General features: G+C 35.0%; 15 protein-coding genes. 14 read left to right on the top strand and 1 reads right to left on the bottom strand.

Annotated elements, in window-relative coordinates:
* Positions 1-6 precede the first annotated feature (6 nt).
* The 9 genes from IEV50_RS13730 (at position 7) to IEV50_RS13690 (ending at position 10,931) form a co-directional block, all read left to right on the top strand.
* Positions 7-888, top strand: coding sequence for an NAD kinase (locus IEV50_RS13730; protein WP_188415277.1), 882 nt, complete (start codon positions 7-9; stop codon positions 886-888).
* Positions 889-890: 2 nt separating this feature from the next.
* Positions 891-1,697 carry a type IX secretion system protein PorG gene (porG, locus tag IEV50_RS13725; protein WP_188415275.1) on the top strand — a complete coding sequence of 269 codons (807 nt, stop codon included), beginning with the start codon at positions 891-893 and terminating at the stop codon, positions 1,695-1,697.
* Positions 1,698-1,716: 19 nt separating this feature from the next.
* Positions 1,717-2,457, top strand: a complete 741-nt coding sequence (uppS, locus tag IEV50_RS13720) for an undecaprenyl pyrophosphate synthase (protein WP_188415273.1) — start codon at positions 1,717-1,719, stop codon at positions 2,455-2,457.
* A gap of 152 nt (positions 2,458-2,609) precedes the next feature.
* Positions 2,610-5,156, top strand: a complete 2,547-nt coding sequence (gene bamA / locus IEV50_RS13715) for an outer membrane protein assembly factor BamA (RefSeq protein WP_188415270.1) — start codon at positions 2,610-2,612, stop codon at positions 5,154-5,156.
* Positions 5,157-5,320: 164 nt separating this feature from the next.
* Positions 5,321-5,851, top strand: a complete 531-nt coding sequence (locus IEV50_RS13710; protein ID WP_188415268.1) for an OmpH/Skp family outer membrane protein — start codon at positions 5,321-5,323, stop codon at positions 5,849-5,851.
* 58 nt (positions 5,852-5,909) lie between these two features.
* A complete protein-coding gene (locus IEV50_RS13705) occupies positions 5,910-6,488 on the top strand; it encodes an OmpH/Skp family outer membrane protein (RefSeq protein ID WP_194443816.1) in 579 nt (192 codons plus the stop codon).
* A gap of 207 nt (positions 6,489-6,695) precedes the next feature.
* Positions 6,696-7,520 carry a glutamate racemase gene (murI, locus tag IEV50_RS13700; protein ID WP_188415266.1) on the top strand — a complete coding sequence of 275 codons (825 nt, stop codon included), beginning with the start codon at positions 6,696-6,698 and terminating at the stop codon, positions 7,518-7,520.
* Positions 7,521-7,607: 87 nt separating this feature from the next.
* A complete protein-coding gene (locus tag IEV50_RS13695; RefSeq protein WP_188415264.1) occupies positions 7,608-9,509 on the top strand; it encodes an amidophosphoribosyltransferase in 1,902 nt (633 codons plus the stop codon).
* A gap of 180 nt (positions 9,510-9,689) precedes the next feature.
* Positions 9,690-10,931 carry a thioredoxin family protein gene (locus IEV50_RS13690; RefSeq protein WP_188415262.1) on the top strand — a complete coding sequence of 414 codons (1,242 nt, stop codon included), beginning with the start codon at positions 9,690-9,692 and terminating at the stop codon, positions 10,929-10,931.
* Between the two features lie 277 nt (positions 10,932-11,208).
* On the opposite strand, the gene IEV50_RS13685 is transcribed toward IEV50_RS13690, so the two are convergent.
* On the bottom strand, positions 11,209-11,835 hold the full coding sequence (locus IEV50_RS13685; protein ID WP_188415261.1) for a LysE family translocator: 627 nt from the start codon (positions 11,833-11,835) through the stop codon (positions 11,209-11,211).
* Between the two features lie 151 nt (positions 11,836-11,986).
* Here IEV50_RS13685 and IEV50_RS13680 point away from each other — a divergent pair, with 151 nt between their 5' ends.
* The 5 genes from IEV50_RS13680 to IEV50_RS13660 all read left to right on the top strand — a co-directional run bounded on the left by IEV50_RS13680 (position 11,987) and on the right by IEV50_RS13660 (position 18,209).
* The gene (locus IEV50_RS13680) at positions 11,987-13,594 is read left to right on the top strand and encodes an MFS transporter (RefSeq protein WP_188415259.1); all 1,608 of its coding nucleotides are present in this window, start codon (positions 11,987-11,989) and stop codon (positions 13,592-13,594) included.
* Between the two features lie 61 nt (positions 13,595-13,655).
* The gene (locus IEV50_RS13675; protein WP_188415257.1) at positions 13,656-14,114 is read left to right on the top strand and encodes a deoxycytidylate deaminase; all 459 of its coding nucleotides are present in this window, start codon (positions 13,656-13,658) and stop codon (positions 14,112-14,114) included.
* A 62-nt stretch (positions 14,115-14,176) separates the two neighbouring features.
* A complete protein-coding gene (guaA, locus tag IEV50_RS13670; RefSeq protein WP_188415255.1) occupies positions 14,177-15,709 on the top strand; it encodes a glutamine-hydrolyzing GMP synthase in 1,533 nt (510 codons plus the stop codon).
* Positions 15,710-15,806: 97 nt separating this feature from the next.
* The gene (locus IEV50_RS13665; RefSeq protein WP_188415253.1) at positions 15,807-17,024 is read left to right on the top strand and encodes an ABC transporter substrate-binding protein; all 1,218 of its coding nucleotides are present in this window, start codon (positions 15,807-15,809) and stop codon (positions 17,022-17,024) included.
* An 18-nt stretch (positions 17,025-17,042) separates the two neighbouring features.
* A complete protein-coding gene (locus tag IEV50_RS13660; protein WP_188415251.1) occupies positions 17,043-18,209 on the top strand; it encodes an RsmB/NOP family class I SAM-dependent RNA methyltransferase in 1,167 nt (388 codons plus the stop codon).
* Positions 18,210-18,336 lie beyond the last annotated feature (127 nt).

Here is an 18,336-nt window from a genome sequence, read left to right as displayed (position 1 = left end):
TTCAATATGAGAATTGCAATTTATGGTAGAGACTTTAACGATTCGGTTTTACCCTACGTTCAAGAAGTCTTTGACCATTTAAAAAATCATGGCATCCAGCCGGTTCTGCACCATAAATTTAAAAACTCTTTGCATGGTAAAATAAAAATACCTGCACACACCATCATTTTTCATAACCACGAAGAATTAAAGCAAACTGCCGATGTTTTGTTGAGCTTAGGTGGCGATGGAACATTATTAGATACGCTATCTTTAATCAGAAATTCAGGTATTCCGGTAATTGGGATAAATTTCGGCCGGTTGGGCTTTCTGGCCAGTATTAATAAGGGCGAAATAGAATCAGCTTTAAAAGCGTTGATTCATGGAGATTACACTTTAGATGAACGTTCACTTTTACGTTTAGAATCTGATAATAATTTATTCGGAGAAGAAAATTTTGCTCTAAATGATATTACCATTCACCGCCGTGATAATTCGGCAATGATGATCATTCATGCCTCCATGAATGGCGAGTTTATAAATTCATATTGGGCTGATGGATTAATTATTGCAACACCAACAGGTTCAACAGCTTATTCTTTAAGTTGTGGCGGCCCCATTATTTATCCCGATTCGCAAAGTTTTGTCATTACGCCAATTGCACCACATAATTTAAATGTTAGGCCAGTAATTATTCCTGATGATAATATTTTATCGTTTGAAGTTGAGGCAAGGGAATCAAAATTCCTGGTATCCTGCGATAGCAGAACGGTTACGGTAGAGCGATCGGTAAAAATTAGTATCAAAAAGGCCGATTTTTGCGTAAATCTTATTCGTCTTAACAATGAAACTTACTTAAACACGTTAAGGAATAAATTATTATGGGGCATTGATACCCGTAACTACTGAGTATGACGCTAAACAAACCTACTTTATTCATTCTTTTTTTCTTATCATTTTCTTACCTATGCAAAGCACAATCTGTTCCCGGTACCTGGGAAATTGGCGTTGCGGTAGGTGGCGCAGGTTACATAGGCGATTTAAATCAGAATAACCTGGTGCAAATTAGTGGTTTTAATGCCGGTGCTTTTGTTAAACGTAATTTCACATCGTATCTTGGTTTAAGGTTAAACTATAATTACGGCCAAATTGAGGCCAATGATGCCAATTCCAGTAATCAGCAATTTTTAGATCGTAACTTAAAGTTTAAAACTGCTTTAAATGAAGGGAGTGCTTTATTAGATTTTAATTTTTTCGATTATCAAATTACTGGCGGTAACCGTAGATTTACACCTTATCTATTTGCTGGTGTTGGTTTTGTGAATTTTAAACCAACCGCTAAATATGATGGAACTACCTACAGGTTGGATAGGCTTGCAACCGAAAAGCGAGAAAATCCATATCCAACTACAGTTTTAACCATACCTTACGGTGGTGGTTTACGCTATAATTATAAAGATACCTGGAGCATTTTTTCGGAAATAGGTTATCGAACCGCATTTACCGATTACCTGGATGATGTTAGCGGTGTTTATCCAGAAAATCCGGAAATTGTAGGAACTTCACCAAATCAAATAAACCTATCAAACCCTTCTTTAGTGCCTGGTATTGGTGCTGCAGGAACCCAAAGAGGCGATTTTAGAAAAAGAGACACATATCTATTTGTTAGTATTGGCATATCTTTTACCTTTGTATCCTCAAAATGCTATTCCTTTTAAGCTGATTTTGAAATAATTAATGGGATATAAAGAACAAATAGACTATAGCCGCCTGCCAAAGCACATTGCCGTAATTATGGATGGTAATGGACGTTGGGCACAAGGCCAGGGTAAAATGCGTGTTTTCGGACACGAACATGGTGTGCTTTCTGTAAAAGATATTGTAGAGGGCTGCGTAGAAGTTGGTATAGAATACCTTACGCTATACGCTTTTTCAACTGAGAACTGGAGTCGCCCGAAAGAAGAGGTAGATGCATTGATGCAAATCCTCATTTCTACAATAAACAAAGAAACTGAAACACTGAATAAAAATAATGTTAAGTTAAATGCCATTGGTAATATAGAATCATTACCACAAGAATGTATTGATGATTTGAAAGAGGCAATGGATAAAACGGCCCATAATAAAAAATGTACATTAACACTTGCTTTGAGTTATAGTTCAAAGTGGGAGATTGTTAATGCCGCAAAAAAAATTGCAGTGGCTGTAAAAAATAATACAATTGATATTAATGATATTGATGAAAACCTATTTTCGTCAGAATTAACAACTGTAAATATTCCTGATCCTGAATTGATGATTCGCACCAGTGGCGAGCACCGGATAAGCAATTATTTGCTTTGGCAAATGGCTTATACCGAATTTTATTTTACTGATGTTTTATGGCCCGATTTCAGAAGAGAAAATCTTTTTGAAGCCATTGTTGATTACCAAAAACGCGAACGCCGTTTTGGCAAAATTAGCGAACAATTAAACTAATTTTTCTTTTAACACTTTTTAACAAGCGTTTAAATTAACTTAGCAGCACTTTTATACCATAAATGTAACCACTTCAGAGGTGTGTAAAATAAAGCAATTTTGCTTTGTAAAACATTGCTACCTTCGTGGCCATTACTGAACAAATTATTTTAATGAAAAGAATATTTCAAGTTTTAATCCTATTAGTTTTAGCCGCTCCTGCCTTTGCTCAAATTCGTCCACAAGGCCAGGCACAATCAACCCCATCTTTAAAGGTTGGAGGCTTAGATCTCGATTACTTTAGTCCAAAAGAATTCATCATCGGCGGTACAAAAATTACAGGAACAGAATACCTTGATAAAGAAGTATTAATTACTTTATCTAAATTAACCAAAGGTGATAAAGTTGTTTTACCTGGAGAAGCTACTTCCGATGCAATTAAAACACTTTGGGCGCAGGGTTTGTTTGATGATGTTAAATTAAATATTGAAAAATTTGTTCAAGATACCGTTTACTTCGAAATTGAAGTTGTTGAGCGTCCCCGCTTAAGCTCTATTGATTTAAAAGGTGTTCGTAAATCTGAAAAAACTGCCATTCAGGAAAAATTGAATGATAAGACCGGTAAAATTGTAAACGATAACTTATACAACACTACTTCAGCCATTGTAAAAAAGTACTTGCTTGATAAAGGTTATTTCTTTACCAAGATAAATTATACAACGCGTAAAGATCCGAATTCTGAAAACAGTGTTATTTTAGAAGCAAATATAGATAAGGGCCATCGTGTAAAAGTTCAGCACATTGATTTTACCGGAAACAAAGATTTTAAAGCAGCAAAACTAAGAAAGTATTTAAAAAGCCCTAAGCAGTTTGCATTTTGGAGATTTTGGGGTTCAGGTAAATTCAGTAAAGAAAAATACGAAGAGAATAAAGTTAAAATGATTGCCAAATTACACGAAAAAGGCTATCGTGATGCAGAACTTTTAAAAGACAGTATTTCTCAGTACAACCGTAAAAAAGTAAATATCATGATGGATATTTACGAAGGAAAGAAATACTACTTCGGTAAAATAACATGGGCTGGGAATGCAATTTACAATACTGATGTGTTAAATAAAGTTTTAACCATCGAAAAAGGAGATATCTTTAGTGAGGATAAATTGGATAAGAAAATTAACGGTGGTGGAGAGAATGGTGGTGACATCAACAGTTTATATACCGATAATGGATATTTAACCTTTAATATCGATCCTGTTCAAACTAAAATTTACAATGACACTGTTGATGTAGAGATGCGTATTTATGAAGGGCCGCAATACACCAACAATCGTATTACATTAAAAGGTAACACCATCACAAATGATAAAGTTGTTTTGCGTGAAATTCGTACTAAACCAGGACAGAAATTTAACAAGAGTGATTTAATTCGCACTGTTCGTGAGATCGGCGCATTGGGTAACTTCGATGAACAAAAAACAGTTCCTACGCCTCGCCCTAATCCAGCAGATGGAACGGTTGATATTGAGTATGCTGTGGAAGAAAAACCTTCAGATCAGATTGAGTTATCAGGTGGTTTTGGTGGAGGCCGTATCATTGGTACATTAGGGTTAACTTTTAATAACTTCTCTTTAAGAAATTTATTTAACCTTAAAGCTTATAAACCATTGCCAAAAGGCGACGGGCAAAAACTAAGTTTACGTGGTCAAACGAATGGTAAATATTATCAATCTTACAGTTTCTCTTTCTCTCAGCCTTGGTTTGGTGGCGAGAAACCGGTTAGCTTTGGTGTAAGTGCATTTACTTCATTACAATCAAGTGGAATCGGCGATTCAGGCGATCCTAATTATTACAAAATCCGTTTAAATGGCATAACGGTAAGTTTAGGCAGAAGGTTAAACTGGCCTGATAACTATTTCCAATTAAGTCATTCAGTTAATTTGCAGCAATATATTTTACAGAATTACCCTGGTTATTTATTTAGTACAGGTACTTCTTACAACTTAAACTTATCACAAGAAATTAGTCGCGATTCAAGGGATTCACCAATTTTCCCTACATCAGGTTCATTCCTTCGTTTCACTATCCAGGCAACGCCGCCTTACTCATTGTTTAATGGTGTAAATTATGCAACTGCATCTGATAAAACGAAATATAGATTTACCGAGTACCATAAATGGAAATTTGATTCGCAATGGTACCAAAGAGTTGCTGGTCAGTTTGTAATTAAAGCACAAGCTCAATTCGGATTTTTAGGTCAGTATACTGCTGCAGTTGGCCAATCAGCATTCGAGAGATTCAAACTCGGTGGTGATGGTATGCAGGGATTCGATTTCTTGCAAGGTTCGGAATTAATAGCCATGCGTGGTTATGCAAACAACACTGTTATCCCGGTAGGCTCAAATCCAACAATTGCACAACAATCGGGTAGCCCAATTTATACCAAGTACGTTTTAGAGGCTCGTTACCCGGTTATAAAAAGCCAGCAGGCCACAGCCTTTATATTGGCCTTTGCTGAAGGTGGTAATACCTGGAACAGGTTTAGCGATTTCAATCCATTTAACATTCGCCGTTCAGTTGGTGTTGGTGCACGTATCTTCTTACCAATATTTGGTTTGTTAGGTATTGATTATGGTTATGGTTTTGATGCTATCCCTGGTTTACCAGATGCTAATAAAGGACAGTTTCACTTTAGTATCGCACAACAATTAGGTGGATTTTAATTGTTTATAATTAAAAAATTAATTAATTATGCAATAAAAAATAATAACCGGAGTTTAAAGAAAGCTTAACTTATTGCAACGACTTATAAAACACACAAATGAAATTTTGCTTAAACTAAAAACACATTGGTTTAGGCAGACTGAATATCTAAAAGAAAAAACAAATGAAAAAGTACTTTTTTATAGCATTTTTACTTTGCACAACTTTTGGCGCATTTGCCCAAAAGTTTGCTTACGTAGATACAGAATACATTCTTAAACAAATGCCTGAGTATAAATCGGCATTGAGCCAACTGGAGGTTGCTTCGAAACAATGGCAACAACAAGCTGATCAAAACTTCAGTGAAATTGACAGGATGTACAAAGCTTATCAGGCCGATCAGGTTTTGCTAACTGATGATATGCGCAAACGACGTGAAAACGAAATCATTGAAAAGGAAAAGGCTGCAAAAGAATTTCAACGTCAAAAATTTGGTCCTGATGGCGATCTTTTCCAAAGCAGAGCAAAACTTATCAAGCCCATTCAGGATAAAGTTGCTGATGTAATTAAACAAATTGCTAAAGCAAAGTTTCTTGATTTTATTTTTGACAAAAGCAGTGAAGCCACAATGATGATTTATGCAAGCAGCAGTTACGATGTTAGCAATGATGTAATTGTAAAATTAGGATACAAGCCGGGTGCTGTAAAAAATTAGTATATTCGCCCCTCGAAATAAGGAAAAACAATTAAAAAAAATAAAAGTTAAATAGAAAATGAGAAAGTTAATTAACGTATTCATTGTAGCGGCAGGTTTATTGTTCACAGCGAATATGGCAAATGCACAGCAAAAGATTGGTCATGTAAATTCAGAAGATGTATTTGCAAACTTGCCAGAATCTAAAACAGCACAAACTACTTTAGAAAACTTAAGTAAAACTAAGCAAGCTGAGATAGATGCTATGATTAAAGAATATCAAACACAATTATCATCTGCACAAGCTAAAGAAAAATCGCGTAGCGAGGCAAATAAAGAAACAGTTGATAAAGAGTTGCAAACAGCTGCAACTCAATTACAAGATTTGCAAAAACGTATTAGCGATGCACAAACTAAAGCACAACAAGATTTAGGTACTAAACAAGGTGAATTGTTTCAACCAATTCAAGCAAAAGTAGCAACAGCTATTTCGGCTATTTCAAAAGAAAAAGGGTTAGCTTACGTTTTCGATATTGCAAACGGACAAGGTGGTAACAATTTAGTATTCTGGGAAGGTGGTGATGATATCACTGCAGCAGTTAAAACTAAATTAGGAATTTCTGCAACAGCAGCAAAAGCACCAGCTCCTAAAAAATAATTCAATTATTTAAGGAATTAACCTTTAATAATTTTCATGAAAGCGGATTTAAGTTAAACTTGAATCCGCTTTTTTTTGTTTTTCAATTCGTCATGCTGAATTTATTTCAGCATCTTTAATGCATGCTCTTTTTATTTTTAGATCCTCAAACAAGTTCAAAAAGGCGAATGTTCATATCTACTTTCTAAATTCAATATCTCTACCAAAATGCAACAAACATCACCAATAGGTATTTTCGATTCAGGTTACGGCGGTTTAACCATTTTCCGTTCCATAGCTGAAAGGCTGCCTGATTATAATTATATTTATTTAGGTGATAATGCCCGTTCACCTTATGGCGACCATTCTTTTGATACCATTTATCGATATACATTAGAATGTGTAGAGTGGCTGTTTAGTAAAGGTTGTAAGCTTGTGATTTTAGCTTGCAACACAGCATCAGCAAAGGCGTTGAGAACCATCCAGCAAAAAGATTTACTGTTAAAATATCCAGATAGGAGAGTACTTGGTGTAATTAGGCCAACGGCAGAGGTTATCGGTAATTATACATCGAGTAAGCAAGTAGGGGTAATGGGTACTAGAGGTACCGTTAATTCAAAATCTTATCTATTAGAAATCAATAAGTTCTTTCCTGAAATAAAAGTTCATCAACAAGCATGCCCAATGTGGGTGCCAATAATCGAGAATAACGAACATTTACAAGCAGGTGCCGATTTCTTTGTGAGAGAATATTGCGAGGCTTTAATGGCTCAATCTATGGATATAGATTGTGTTCTTTTAGCTTGTACACATTATCCGTTGCTGTTGCCAAAGCTTAAAGCCATTTTTCCCGATTACATCAATATTTTAACCCAAGGCGAAATTGTTGCATTGAGTTTGGCAGATTATTTGGAAAGGCATCCAGAAATTGAGAAACTGATAGGAAGAACGAAACAAAAATCTTTTTACACCAGCGGCGACCCTGAAGCTTTTGATGAACACGCATCGATATTTTTTGGAGAGGATTTGAAATCAGGCAGAGCTGATATATAATCCTTTACATTTCTACTATAAAAGAAAACACTTTTGTTTAGGTTGTAATTGTTTAAAAAGATAACTTTGCGCCTTCAAACCCACACCATGAGTGATCAGATAAAACACGAATGCGGAATCGCTTTTATTCGCCTGTTAAAACCACTTTCTTACTACCAGCAAAAGTACGGTACAGCACTTTACGGCCTTAATAAACTATACCTTTTAATGGAAAAGCAGCATAACCGGGGTCAGGATGGCGCAGGTATTGCAACCATTAAACTGGATATGAAACCTGGCAGCAGGTATATTAGCCGATATAGGAGTATGGCTTCGAATGCAGTAGCAGATATCTTTGAATATGTTCAAAACAAATTTGTAGATATACAAGAAAACACACCTGAATTAATGCAGGATACAGAGTGGCTCAAAAACAACGTAAGCTTTATTGGCGAGGTGTTAATGGGCCATTTGCGTTATGGTACACATGGTAAAAACAGCATCGAAAATTGTCACCCTTTTTTAAGGCAAAACAACTGGATGACTCGTAATCTTGTTATTGCAGGTAATTTCAACATGACGAATGTTGATGAGCTTTTAGAGCAATTATATGAGTTGGGTCAGCATCCGAAAGAGAAAGCAGATACCGTGACTGTTCTGGAAAAAATTGGTCACTTCTTAGATGATGAAAATCAGGAGCTTTTTGATGAGTATAAAAAAGAAGGACATGATAACGTAGCCATTACTCAAAAAATAGCCGAAAACTTAAATATTGCAAATATTCTTCGTCGTTCTGCGAAAACATGGGATGGTGGTTATTCAATTTGTGGTATGGTTGGTAACGGCGACTCTTTCATTATGAGAGATCCGGCAGGTATCCGTCCGGCATATTATTATTATGATGATGAAATTGTTGTAGCGGCATCAGAGCGTCCTGCATTGCAAACCGCTTTCAATATACAGTTTAAAGATGTTAAGGAAATTGATCCTGGTCATGCTTTAATCATCAAGAAAAATGGTGAGGTTAGCATGGAGCAATTCCGTGAGCCTACAGAAAGATTATCTTGCTCGTTCGAGCGCATTTATTTCTCAAAGGGAAGTGATGTAGAGATTTATCAGGAGCGTAAGCAATTAGGGCGGTTACTTTGCGATCAGGTTCTGAAAGCTGTTAATTATGATTTAAAGAATACGGTATTTTCATTTATACCGAATACTGCAGAAGTTGCATTTTTTGGTATGGTGGATGGTGTAAATCAATACGTGCGTAACCATCAAAAAAACGTATTGCTAAATAATAAGGAACAATTAAGTGATACTGCGCTTGATGAGTTGCTTTCTATGACACCAAGAGTAGAAAAATTAGCTGTTAAAGACGTAAAGCTTCGTACTTTTATTACGCAGGATGCCGATCGCGGTGAAATGGTAGCACATGTTTATGATACAACTTATGGTATCATCAAAAATCATCAGGATACTTTAGTTGCTTTAGATGATTCTATCGTTCGTGGAACAACACTTAAGCAAAGTATAATAAAGATTGTAGATCGTTTACATCCTAAAAAGATCATTATAGTTTCTTCTGCACCTCAAATCAGGTATCCTGATTGTTATGGTATCGATATGAGCAGAATGGGGCAGTTTGTGGCTTTTGATGCAGCGATACAACTGTTAACCGAAAGAGGTATGTGGCAGGTAATTGAAGATGTTTACACAAAATGTAAAGCTTCTTTACTTTTACCTAAGGAGCAAATTGTAAATCATGTTAAAGAAATTTACAAACCATTTACTCCTGAAGAAATTTCTGCAAAGATTGCACAAATTATTACGCCTAAAGGAACGGTTGCAGAGGTTGAAGTTATCTATCAAAGTTTAGAAAATTTACACAGTGCTTGTCCTAAAAATAAAGGCGACTGGTATTTCTCTGGAAATTATCCTACGCCGGGTGGTAATAAAGTGGTTAACAAAGCTTTTGTTAACTGGAAAGAAGGAAACAATCAAAGAGCTTATTAAAGCCTAAATTTTAAGGGAACTTTGAATAACGAATAGCTCACATTTTATGTGGGCTATTTTTTTTTAAGATGGGTTCTACTATTAAGCTTTATTACCGCTTTTGCGATTTGATACTCTTTTTGTTTCAAGTTTAGACTGAAAATTATTAACTTTAACTTATTGTAAAACAGTATTATGTATATGAAAAGATTGTTTTTAGTATTCTTTCTTGCTTTAACTATTTTTAATAATCATGTAAGTGCACAATCATCATCTATTGGAATTGAATTTTTTAAGGGTACTTGGACTGATGTACTTGCCGAATCCAAAAAACAACAGAAATTAATTTTTATCGATTTTTATACTGATTGGTGCCCTCCATGCAAAAGAATGGATGCAGAAATTTTTCCGGATAAAATGGTAGGTGAGGCTTATAACGAACTGTTCATTAATTATAAAGTTAATGCTGAAAAAGGAAATGGAATTGAGTTGGCAAAAAAGTTTGGGGTTAGGGCTTATCCAACATGGGTTTTTGTTGATGAATTAGGTAATATGGTTTTACGGGCAGATGATTATATGTCTGCAGCAAATTTTATTGGTTTAGGAAAACGAGCTGTTTTACAGAGAAATGCTAAGGGAAGTTTGGCGCAGTTTGAGAAACGATTTTTAAATGGCGAAAGGGAATTAGCCTTTCTTAGGGAATATATAGCAAAGCTGACAAGCATGAAAGTAACGAATTCATCTGTTCTCAATACTTATGTAAAATGCTTACCAGCCGATAAGATTAACCATGCAGATGAAATTATGTTTCTAGGCAAAAACATAGGTTTTGTCAAGTCTGATGCAGCTCAGTTAGTTTTATCAAACTTCAATGTTCTAAGCAAAGATCAGCAGCAGGAGATTAATAAACCTATGTTTGCAATGCTAAGAAATGAATTTGCAGAAGCTAGAAAAGATAAGAGGTATAGTGATGAGGAAAAAGCGATAAATGATATAGACTTACTTTTACCTTCGATGAATGAGGCGCAACTTAATACAGTTAACCATTTTAAATTGCTTTTTTACACAGAACGTAAAGATGTAAATAGAATGAAGGTTGTTGGTTACGCTATCGCTTCGAAATTAATACTAATCCCTGACGAAATAATTGATAAGAAAAATCAAGAGTTTTATAATGAAATTATGGCTCCTTTTTTATCTGGCAAAGAAGATAGCACAAAAATACCAGGGTTTGCTGAAGAAAAAAAAATAATAAAGAAAAACTATTCTGCTGATATCGCATCTCGCCTATACATGGTTTCTGAAGCTTATTTCAAAACGCTTCAACCTAATGATCGTGCCTTGCATGATGCACTTCAATGGATAGAGCGTGCTCATGCGCTAACCCCAAATGAAGCCACATTAAAATTAAAGGAAAATATTAAAGCTAAAATTGCTAGTTAAATTACAATTTATGATCATTCACTGAAATTTTTGCATTAAGATTTCCGCCTGCGTGAGAAAGACGGATCGAGAGTTACAGGTGGCATGAAAATCCTTTCCAATTTGATGTGCTTAGGTGTTCTTCAGGTTTCTAAGGTGGTTAAACTGAAAATTTAAGATGGGTGCTATATGACGGTTAATCGAGAGAAGTAAAGGCTGGTATTGTTTTATAACCTTGGATGCTAAAAATCCTCTTTGTAATACGCTAATGTATACTTTGTTAATAAAGAGAAGACAATTAAGCGTAAAATTTGAAGTAGGTTTTTATAACCAGCCAAAAGGCAAAAAGGATAATTACTACGCCTGCTATTTTGTTTAATTTTTTTAAAGAATCTTCCTTTATTCTATAACGAAGTTCGCTCGAATAAAAACTTTTAGCACCATCAATTGCGAGTTGTGTAGCCATGGCAATGAAGAAACAAACGAGTTTTTCATTAAGCATATTATTTAACTTAACTGAAATGATACCGCTTACAATAATCCAAAACATTAATGTTGATGGTGTAAGAATACACATTAAAAATCCTTTTATAACATATCCACGCTTGCTTACTTTTTGAAGGGTTGCGCTATCATAATGGATAGTAATTTTAGAAACCAGATAATATATACCAACGGCAAGTAAAAATAAACCACCAACTAAACCTACATATTTATCGAAATCTGCTTTGTATTCAAAAAACTGGCTTCCAAAAAGAACCAGTGCAATTAGAATAACATCACTTATTATTACACCAACAGCTAAAGAAAAACCTGCTTTAAAGCCTTTCTCTATGCTGGTTTTTATCATTGCAAAAAAAACCGGTCCTGTTAAAAACGATGAAATAATCCCTGCCCCTATACCTAACAATATGGCTTCAAACATGCATTGTGTTATTTATGAATATGCGAATATGCGATTTATAGATAAACATATCAACTTTATTTTTGTTGCACTGGTTGCATAATATTGATGTTTTTAATTTTATTTTATTTAAGTTTAACCCCATAAAAACTTAAAGCATAACAGATATAAAATGTCAAAAGAAACAACAAAAAATTATGGTACAGCGCTATACACGATTATAACTGTATTCTTTTTTTGGGGGTTCGTTGCCGCTTCAAACGGTATCTTCATTCCCTTTTGTAAAACGCATTTCAAATTAACACAATTTGAATCTCAATTAATCGATTTTACCTTTTATGGGGGGTATTTTATTGGGTCACTAATATTATATTTCGCTTCACAGGCCACAAAGGTTGATATTCTAAATAAAATCGGTTACAAAAAGGGTATCATCGTTGGATTAATCATTTCAGCTGCGGGTGCATTATTAATGATTCCTGCAGTTCACTCAGGTTCATTTCTATTTATTTTATTTGCATTTTTTGTTATTGCACTGGGTTTCTCCTTACAGCAAACGGCAGCAAATCCATTTGTTGTTGCATTGGGTGAGCCCGAAAGTGGTGCACATAGATTAAACTTAGCTGGTGGTATTAATAACTTTGGTGGCTTAATGGGCCCCGTAATTGTTAGTGTTGTACTTTTCGGAACTGCAAATGATGCCGTAGCAAAAGTGGTAGAAATCTCATCCATCAACAATTTATATTACATCCTTGCAGGCTTGTTTGTAGCTGTTGCTATATTCTTTGCAGTATCAAAACTACCAGATGTAACAAGCACAGAAAAAATAGAAGCAAGTAGTAAACCAACCGGCCCATTAGTGGTAATGATAATCGGATTTTTAATGGTTGCAGCTGCTGGTCCGCTGGCTAATCTAACCGGAATAAGCGGTTCTATATTTGTTTATTCATCATTTGCAATTATTTTAGGTGCCTTGCTTTATGGATATTTAGCTAAAAAGGAAAATTCAGCAAGTTGGGGAGCAATGCAATATCCTCAATTAGTATTGGGGATGTTGGCCATATTTATGTACGTTGGTACCGAAGTAACGATTCAAAGTAATTTGGGTGCGTTGTTAAAACTTCCTGATTTTGGTGGTTTGGCAGACGCTGAAATTAAACCATATATATCTCTATACTGGGGTAGTATGATGATTGGACGTTGGGCTGGAGCAGTAAGTGCTTTCAACCTTACAAAAATGACTAAAAATGTATTAACGGTTATTGTTCCTTTCGTGGCTTTTGGTATCATTTTAATTGTTAACCATGCAACTGGTACCGATGTTGGTAATTTATATGTTTATGCAGTTTGTATTGCAATAATGGTTGTTGCCGTTTTTATCGGACAAGAAAAGCCTGCTAAAACGCTAGCAATTTTTGGTACTTTAGGTGCAGTAGCAATTACAATCGGGTTATTTACAACTGGTCATGTAGCCATTTTTGCTTTTGTAAGTGGTGGTTTATGTTGTTCAATTATGTGGCCATCTATATTTTCATTAGCCATTACAGGCTTAGGTAAATATACTGCTCAAGGCTCTTCATTCTTAATTATGATGATTTTAGGTGGTTCAATTATTCCTCCAATTCAAGGTGAACTTGCTGATAGTGCAGGAATACATAACTCTTATATTATTCCTGTGATTGGTTTTGCTTACTTAATATTCTTCGCTTGGAAAGTTAGTGGTGAACTAAAAAAACAAGGCATTGATGTAGAAAGTATAGCTGCTGAAGGCGGACACTAAAATCCAATAAACTAACTTTAACGCCACAGAAATTATTTTCTGTGGCTTTTTTAATTAATAAATGACTGATAAACCAAGCTTCGATAGCATTTTTATGAATTTGGCTACAGAATTGGCCACTCGTTCTCATTGTGTACGTGCACATGTTGGTGCCGTTTTAACTAAAGATACCCGAATCATTTCAATAGGTTACAATGGTCCGCCAGCTGGAACCCACAATTGCGATGAAGAGTGGCCCGATACAGGCTGCGCCCGCGATAGTAAAGGAAGTTGCTCTTTAGCGCTGCATGCAGAAGAAAACGCAATACTTTATGCATCAAAGAATGGTGCTAAAATAGAAGGATGCACCTTGTACACCACATTATCACCTTGTATCGCATGTGCAAGATTAATTCTCTCATCGGGAATTAAACTCGTTTACTATTCAAAATCTTATGCTGCCTACAAAGGTTTGCCAAGCGATGAAGGTGTAGATTTTTTAAGAAAGTTTGGTGTTGAAGTGAAGTTGATGGAATCTTAAGGATGATTAGAATTATGCAATAAAACAATTTAACAATTCCCATTCTTTATCTATCTTTGCGGATGCAAGAAAAAATCATTATCGTCGATTTTGGTTCGCAATTTACTCAACTAATAGCCCGTAGGGTTCGCGAACTAAATATTTACTGTGAAATATATCCATTTAATAATCTTCCTGAAATTAATACTGCAGATGTAAAAGGAATTATCTTTTCTGGTAGTCCATATTCAGTTCGTCAGGATGATGCGCCTCAAGTAGATTTAAGTAATTTTCATCTGAAATTTCCATTATTGGCTGTTTGTTATGGTGCTCAATATATCGCACAAAAATCTGGCGGCGAAGTTCAGGCTTCTTCAACCCGCGAATATGGTCGTGCAAACCTTAATTTCGTAAACCAAGAAAATAAATTATTCAAGGGAATTAATATTGATTCTCAGGTTTGGATGAGCCATGGTGATACCATAACTAAAATGCCCGAAGGCGCTGAGTTAATTGCCAGTACCGAGAGTGTAAAAGTTGCTGCCTACCATATTAAAGATTCTGATACTTACGCGATTCAATTCCACCCTGAAGTTACACATAGTATAGATGGAAAAATTCTTTTAGAAAACTTTCTGGTTGATATTTGTGGCTGTAGTCAGGATTGGACATCAGCGGCTTTTATCGATACAACTATTGCTGATTTAAAGCAAACGCTTGGTAATGATAAAGTTGTTTTAGGTTTATCTGGCGGGGTTGACAGTAGTGTGGCTGCAGTTTTGTTGCATAAAGCGATCGGTACAAATTTACATTGTATTTTTGTTGATAATGGCCTGTTACGTAAAGATGAATATGAACAAGTGCTTGAACAATACAAGCACATGGGCTTAAACATTAAAGGTATTGATGCTAAAGATCGCTTTTTAAGTCAGTTGGCTGGATTAAAAGATCCTGAATTGAAGAGAAAAGCAATAGGACGTGTTTTCATAGAAGTATTTGATGATGCAGCACATGAAGTTACCGGCGTAAACTGGTTAGGTCAGGGTACAATTTATCCTGATGTTATAGAATCTATTTCAGTTAATGGGCCATCAGCAACTATAAAATCTCACCATAACGTTGGCGGTTTACCAGATTTTATGAAACTGAAAGTTATTGAGCCGTTAAAAACTTTATTTAAAGATGAAGTTAGAAGAGTTGGTAAGGCTTTAGGTATTGATGATGTTATTCTAGGTCGTCACCCTTTTCCGGGTCCAGGTTTAGCCATTCGTATATTGGGCGATGTAACTGCCGAAAAGGTTGAAATTTTACAACACGCAGACTCTATTTACATTAATGAACTAAAAGCGGCAGGCTTGTATGATAAAGTTTGGCAGGCAGGTGCTATCTTTTTACCAGTTCAATCTGTTGGTGTAATGGGCGATGAGCGTACATACGAAAATGTAATTTGCTTACGTGCTGTAGAATCAGTTGATGGTATGACAGCAGATTGGTGTCATTTGCCTTACCCGGTTTTAGCTAAAATCTCTAACGAAATAATCAATAAGGTTAAGGGTATAAACAGAGTGGTTTACGATATCAGTTCGAAACCACCAGCAACTATTGAATGGGAATAATAAATCGGGTACGCTGATTTAATTTTTTATCACTAATATTATTTATGCTGGCGAAGAATAATAACCTTTGGCAGCATATTTTGTTAATAAGAATGAAATGAGTTTAAAAAGAAAGTATTTTGTTTTGGTATTATTTAGTTTGATTTTGGCTGCCTGTTCTCCTAAGATTGTAACAACTAATAAATCAACTCCAAAGCCAGAGGTTAAAGAAAAGCTAATTGAAAAGAAGGCTGCTAAGCGGTTTTCTCAGGCAAATATTTCGCTTCTAGTTCCTTTTAAACTTAATGAAGCAAATTTAAAATTTATGAGCAAGGCAGATGTTGAAAAATATGCCATGCCGATTGATTTTTACCAGGGATTTAAACTTGGTTTGGATTCTGTTGCAGCGTCTGGTTTAAATTTTAAACTTAATGTTTTTGACACGCAGGATGAAAATTCAAGAATTGGAGATATCTATAATAATGATAGTTTTAGAAAGAGCAATTTAGTTGTAGGCCCTGTGTTTCCAAATGGAATTAAATATATAACCAACTATTCAAAACTGAATAATGTGCCTGTTGTTTCTCCCTTAGCGGCCTCAAGGCCATCAGACTTTAACAACCCAAATCTTATTTCTATTGTAAGTAACATTGATTTGCATGCTAAAAAAATTGCTTCCTATATCGATAAGAATTTTAGTCCTTCAAATACAATCATAGTAATTATTAACCCGAAAAAGACAGATGATGAGCAATTCGCTTCGCCGTTAAGAAACTATTTCCAATCCCAAAGCTCCAATAAATTCATTGTTCAGGAGTATGCATCGGTTTTCACATTTGAAACAAAAATGATAAAAGGTAAGCAGTATATTGTTGTTGTAGCATCATCAGACAGAGCTTTTGTTTCGCCAACAATAGATAAGTTATTTAAGCTTAAAAATTTGCCAACAGGGGGTTATGCTATAAATTTATTTGGACATCCAATTTGGTCTAAACAAAATTATCCTACCGATAAATTGCAGGCATTAAATGCAGTTATAACATCTTCTTATAAAGTTGATTACAAAAATATAAATGTTATCAATTTCATTAAAAAATACAGAAAAAAATACGGCTTTGAACCAGGTGAATACGCTTTTAAAGGTTTTGATGAAGGTTATTATTTTGGTAAACTTCTGGCCACTTATGGTGAGGACTATTTAAGTTACTTAACTAAAGAGCAATACAAAGGGCTTCATAATTCGTTTACATTTATGTTTGATGAGCAACATGGTTACGTTAATACAAGTTTAATGCTTTTACGCTATCGAAATTTTGCTTTAAATGTTATTGAGTAAAATTTATAATTTAACCAAATGAGAGTTGAACATCAGCTTAGAGCATTTGAACAGGCTCTAAAAAGTTACGACGGAAATTTGCCTTTACACAGATTTCTGCCAACATATTTCAAACAAAATAAGCAAATGGGCTCATTCGACAGGAGGTGGGTTACTCGACATTTATACAGTTTTTTTAGATTAGGAAAGGCTTTACCGCAACTTAATAGTGAACAACGATTAAGTGTTGCTGATTTTCTTGCTCATGATACTGTGAGTTTAATTGTAGAAAAGAATTTACCCGATTTTGTAGCTAAAATACATGCTCCATTCGAAGAAAAATTGCAATTCGTTAAATCACAATATCCCGATTTTAATTTGGAAGACGTTTATCCTCCTCATTCATTTCTTTCATCAGATGTAGATAAAACTGCATTCTATAAATCTTTCTTCAGTCAACCGAATTTATTTATCAGGGTATCTGCCGAAGATGTTTCTACAATACTATCAAAGCTGCAAAACGCAAATATAGTTGTCGAACAAATTTCTGAAACAGCTTTATCTTTACCTAACGGAACAAAACTTGAAACGATTTTAGAAGAGGGTTCTTACCAAGTTCAGGATTTATCATCTCAACATACAGGAAGTTATTTTAAGCCTAATAAGTATGATAAATGGTGGGATTGTTGTGCCGCATCTGGTGGAAAAACCTTGTTACTGCATAGTTTAGAGCCAGTTGTAGAATTATTAGTAACGGATTTACGTGAAAGCGTATTGCTAAACTTAGATGAACGTTTTAAGCATGCAGGAATAAGAAAATACCATAAAAAGGAACTCGACTTATTAAAAAATAACGACCAAATTTTACACCATTACGCATTCGATGGAATTATTCTAGATGCACCTTGTACCGGTTCAGGAACTTGGGGAAGAACGCCCGAAATGTTAACATTTTTTGAAGAACGAAAGATTAGTCAATTCGCAACAATACAAAAAGTAATTGTACAAAACCTAGTTAAATATTTAAAACCTGGCAAGCCATTGATATATATTACTTGCTCTGCTTTTTCTGCCGAAAATGAAGATGTTATAAGGCACATTACAGAAACATTACCTTTAACTTTAGAATCTATGGAAGTTATAAAAGGCTATGAAAAAAATGCAGATACCATGTTTGTAGCAAGGTTAATCAAGACCCAAGATTAAAGGATTATTGGATTAAAGTGCAAGAGATTTAAGATTAAAGGATTTCTTGCTTAAAGATATGCATAGAGTGAATGTGGTTTAAATATGCTCAAACCATTGCTTCAAGTTCTTTTTAAGATATTTTGCC

Source organism: Pedobacter mendelii (assembly GCF_014635725.1).
In the GTDB taxonomy this organism is placed as follows: Bacteria; Bacteroidota; Bacteroidia; order Sphingobacteriales; family Sphingobacteriaceae; genus Pedobacter; species Pedobacter mendelii.
The sequence above is the reverse complement of the archived record's forward strand: the minus strand, read 5'-3'. Positions and strand labels throughout refer to the sequence as shown.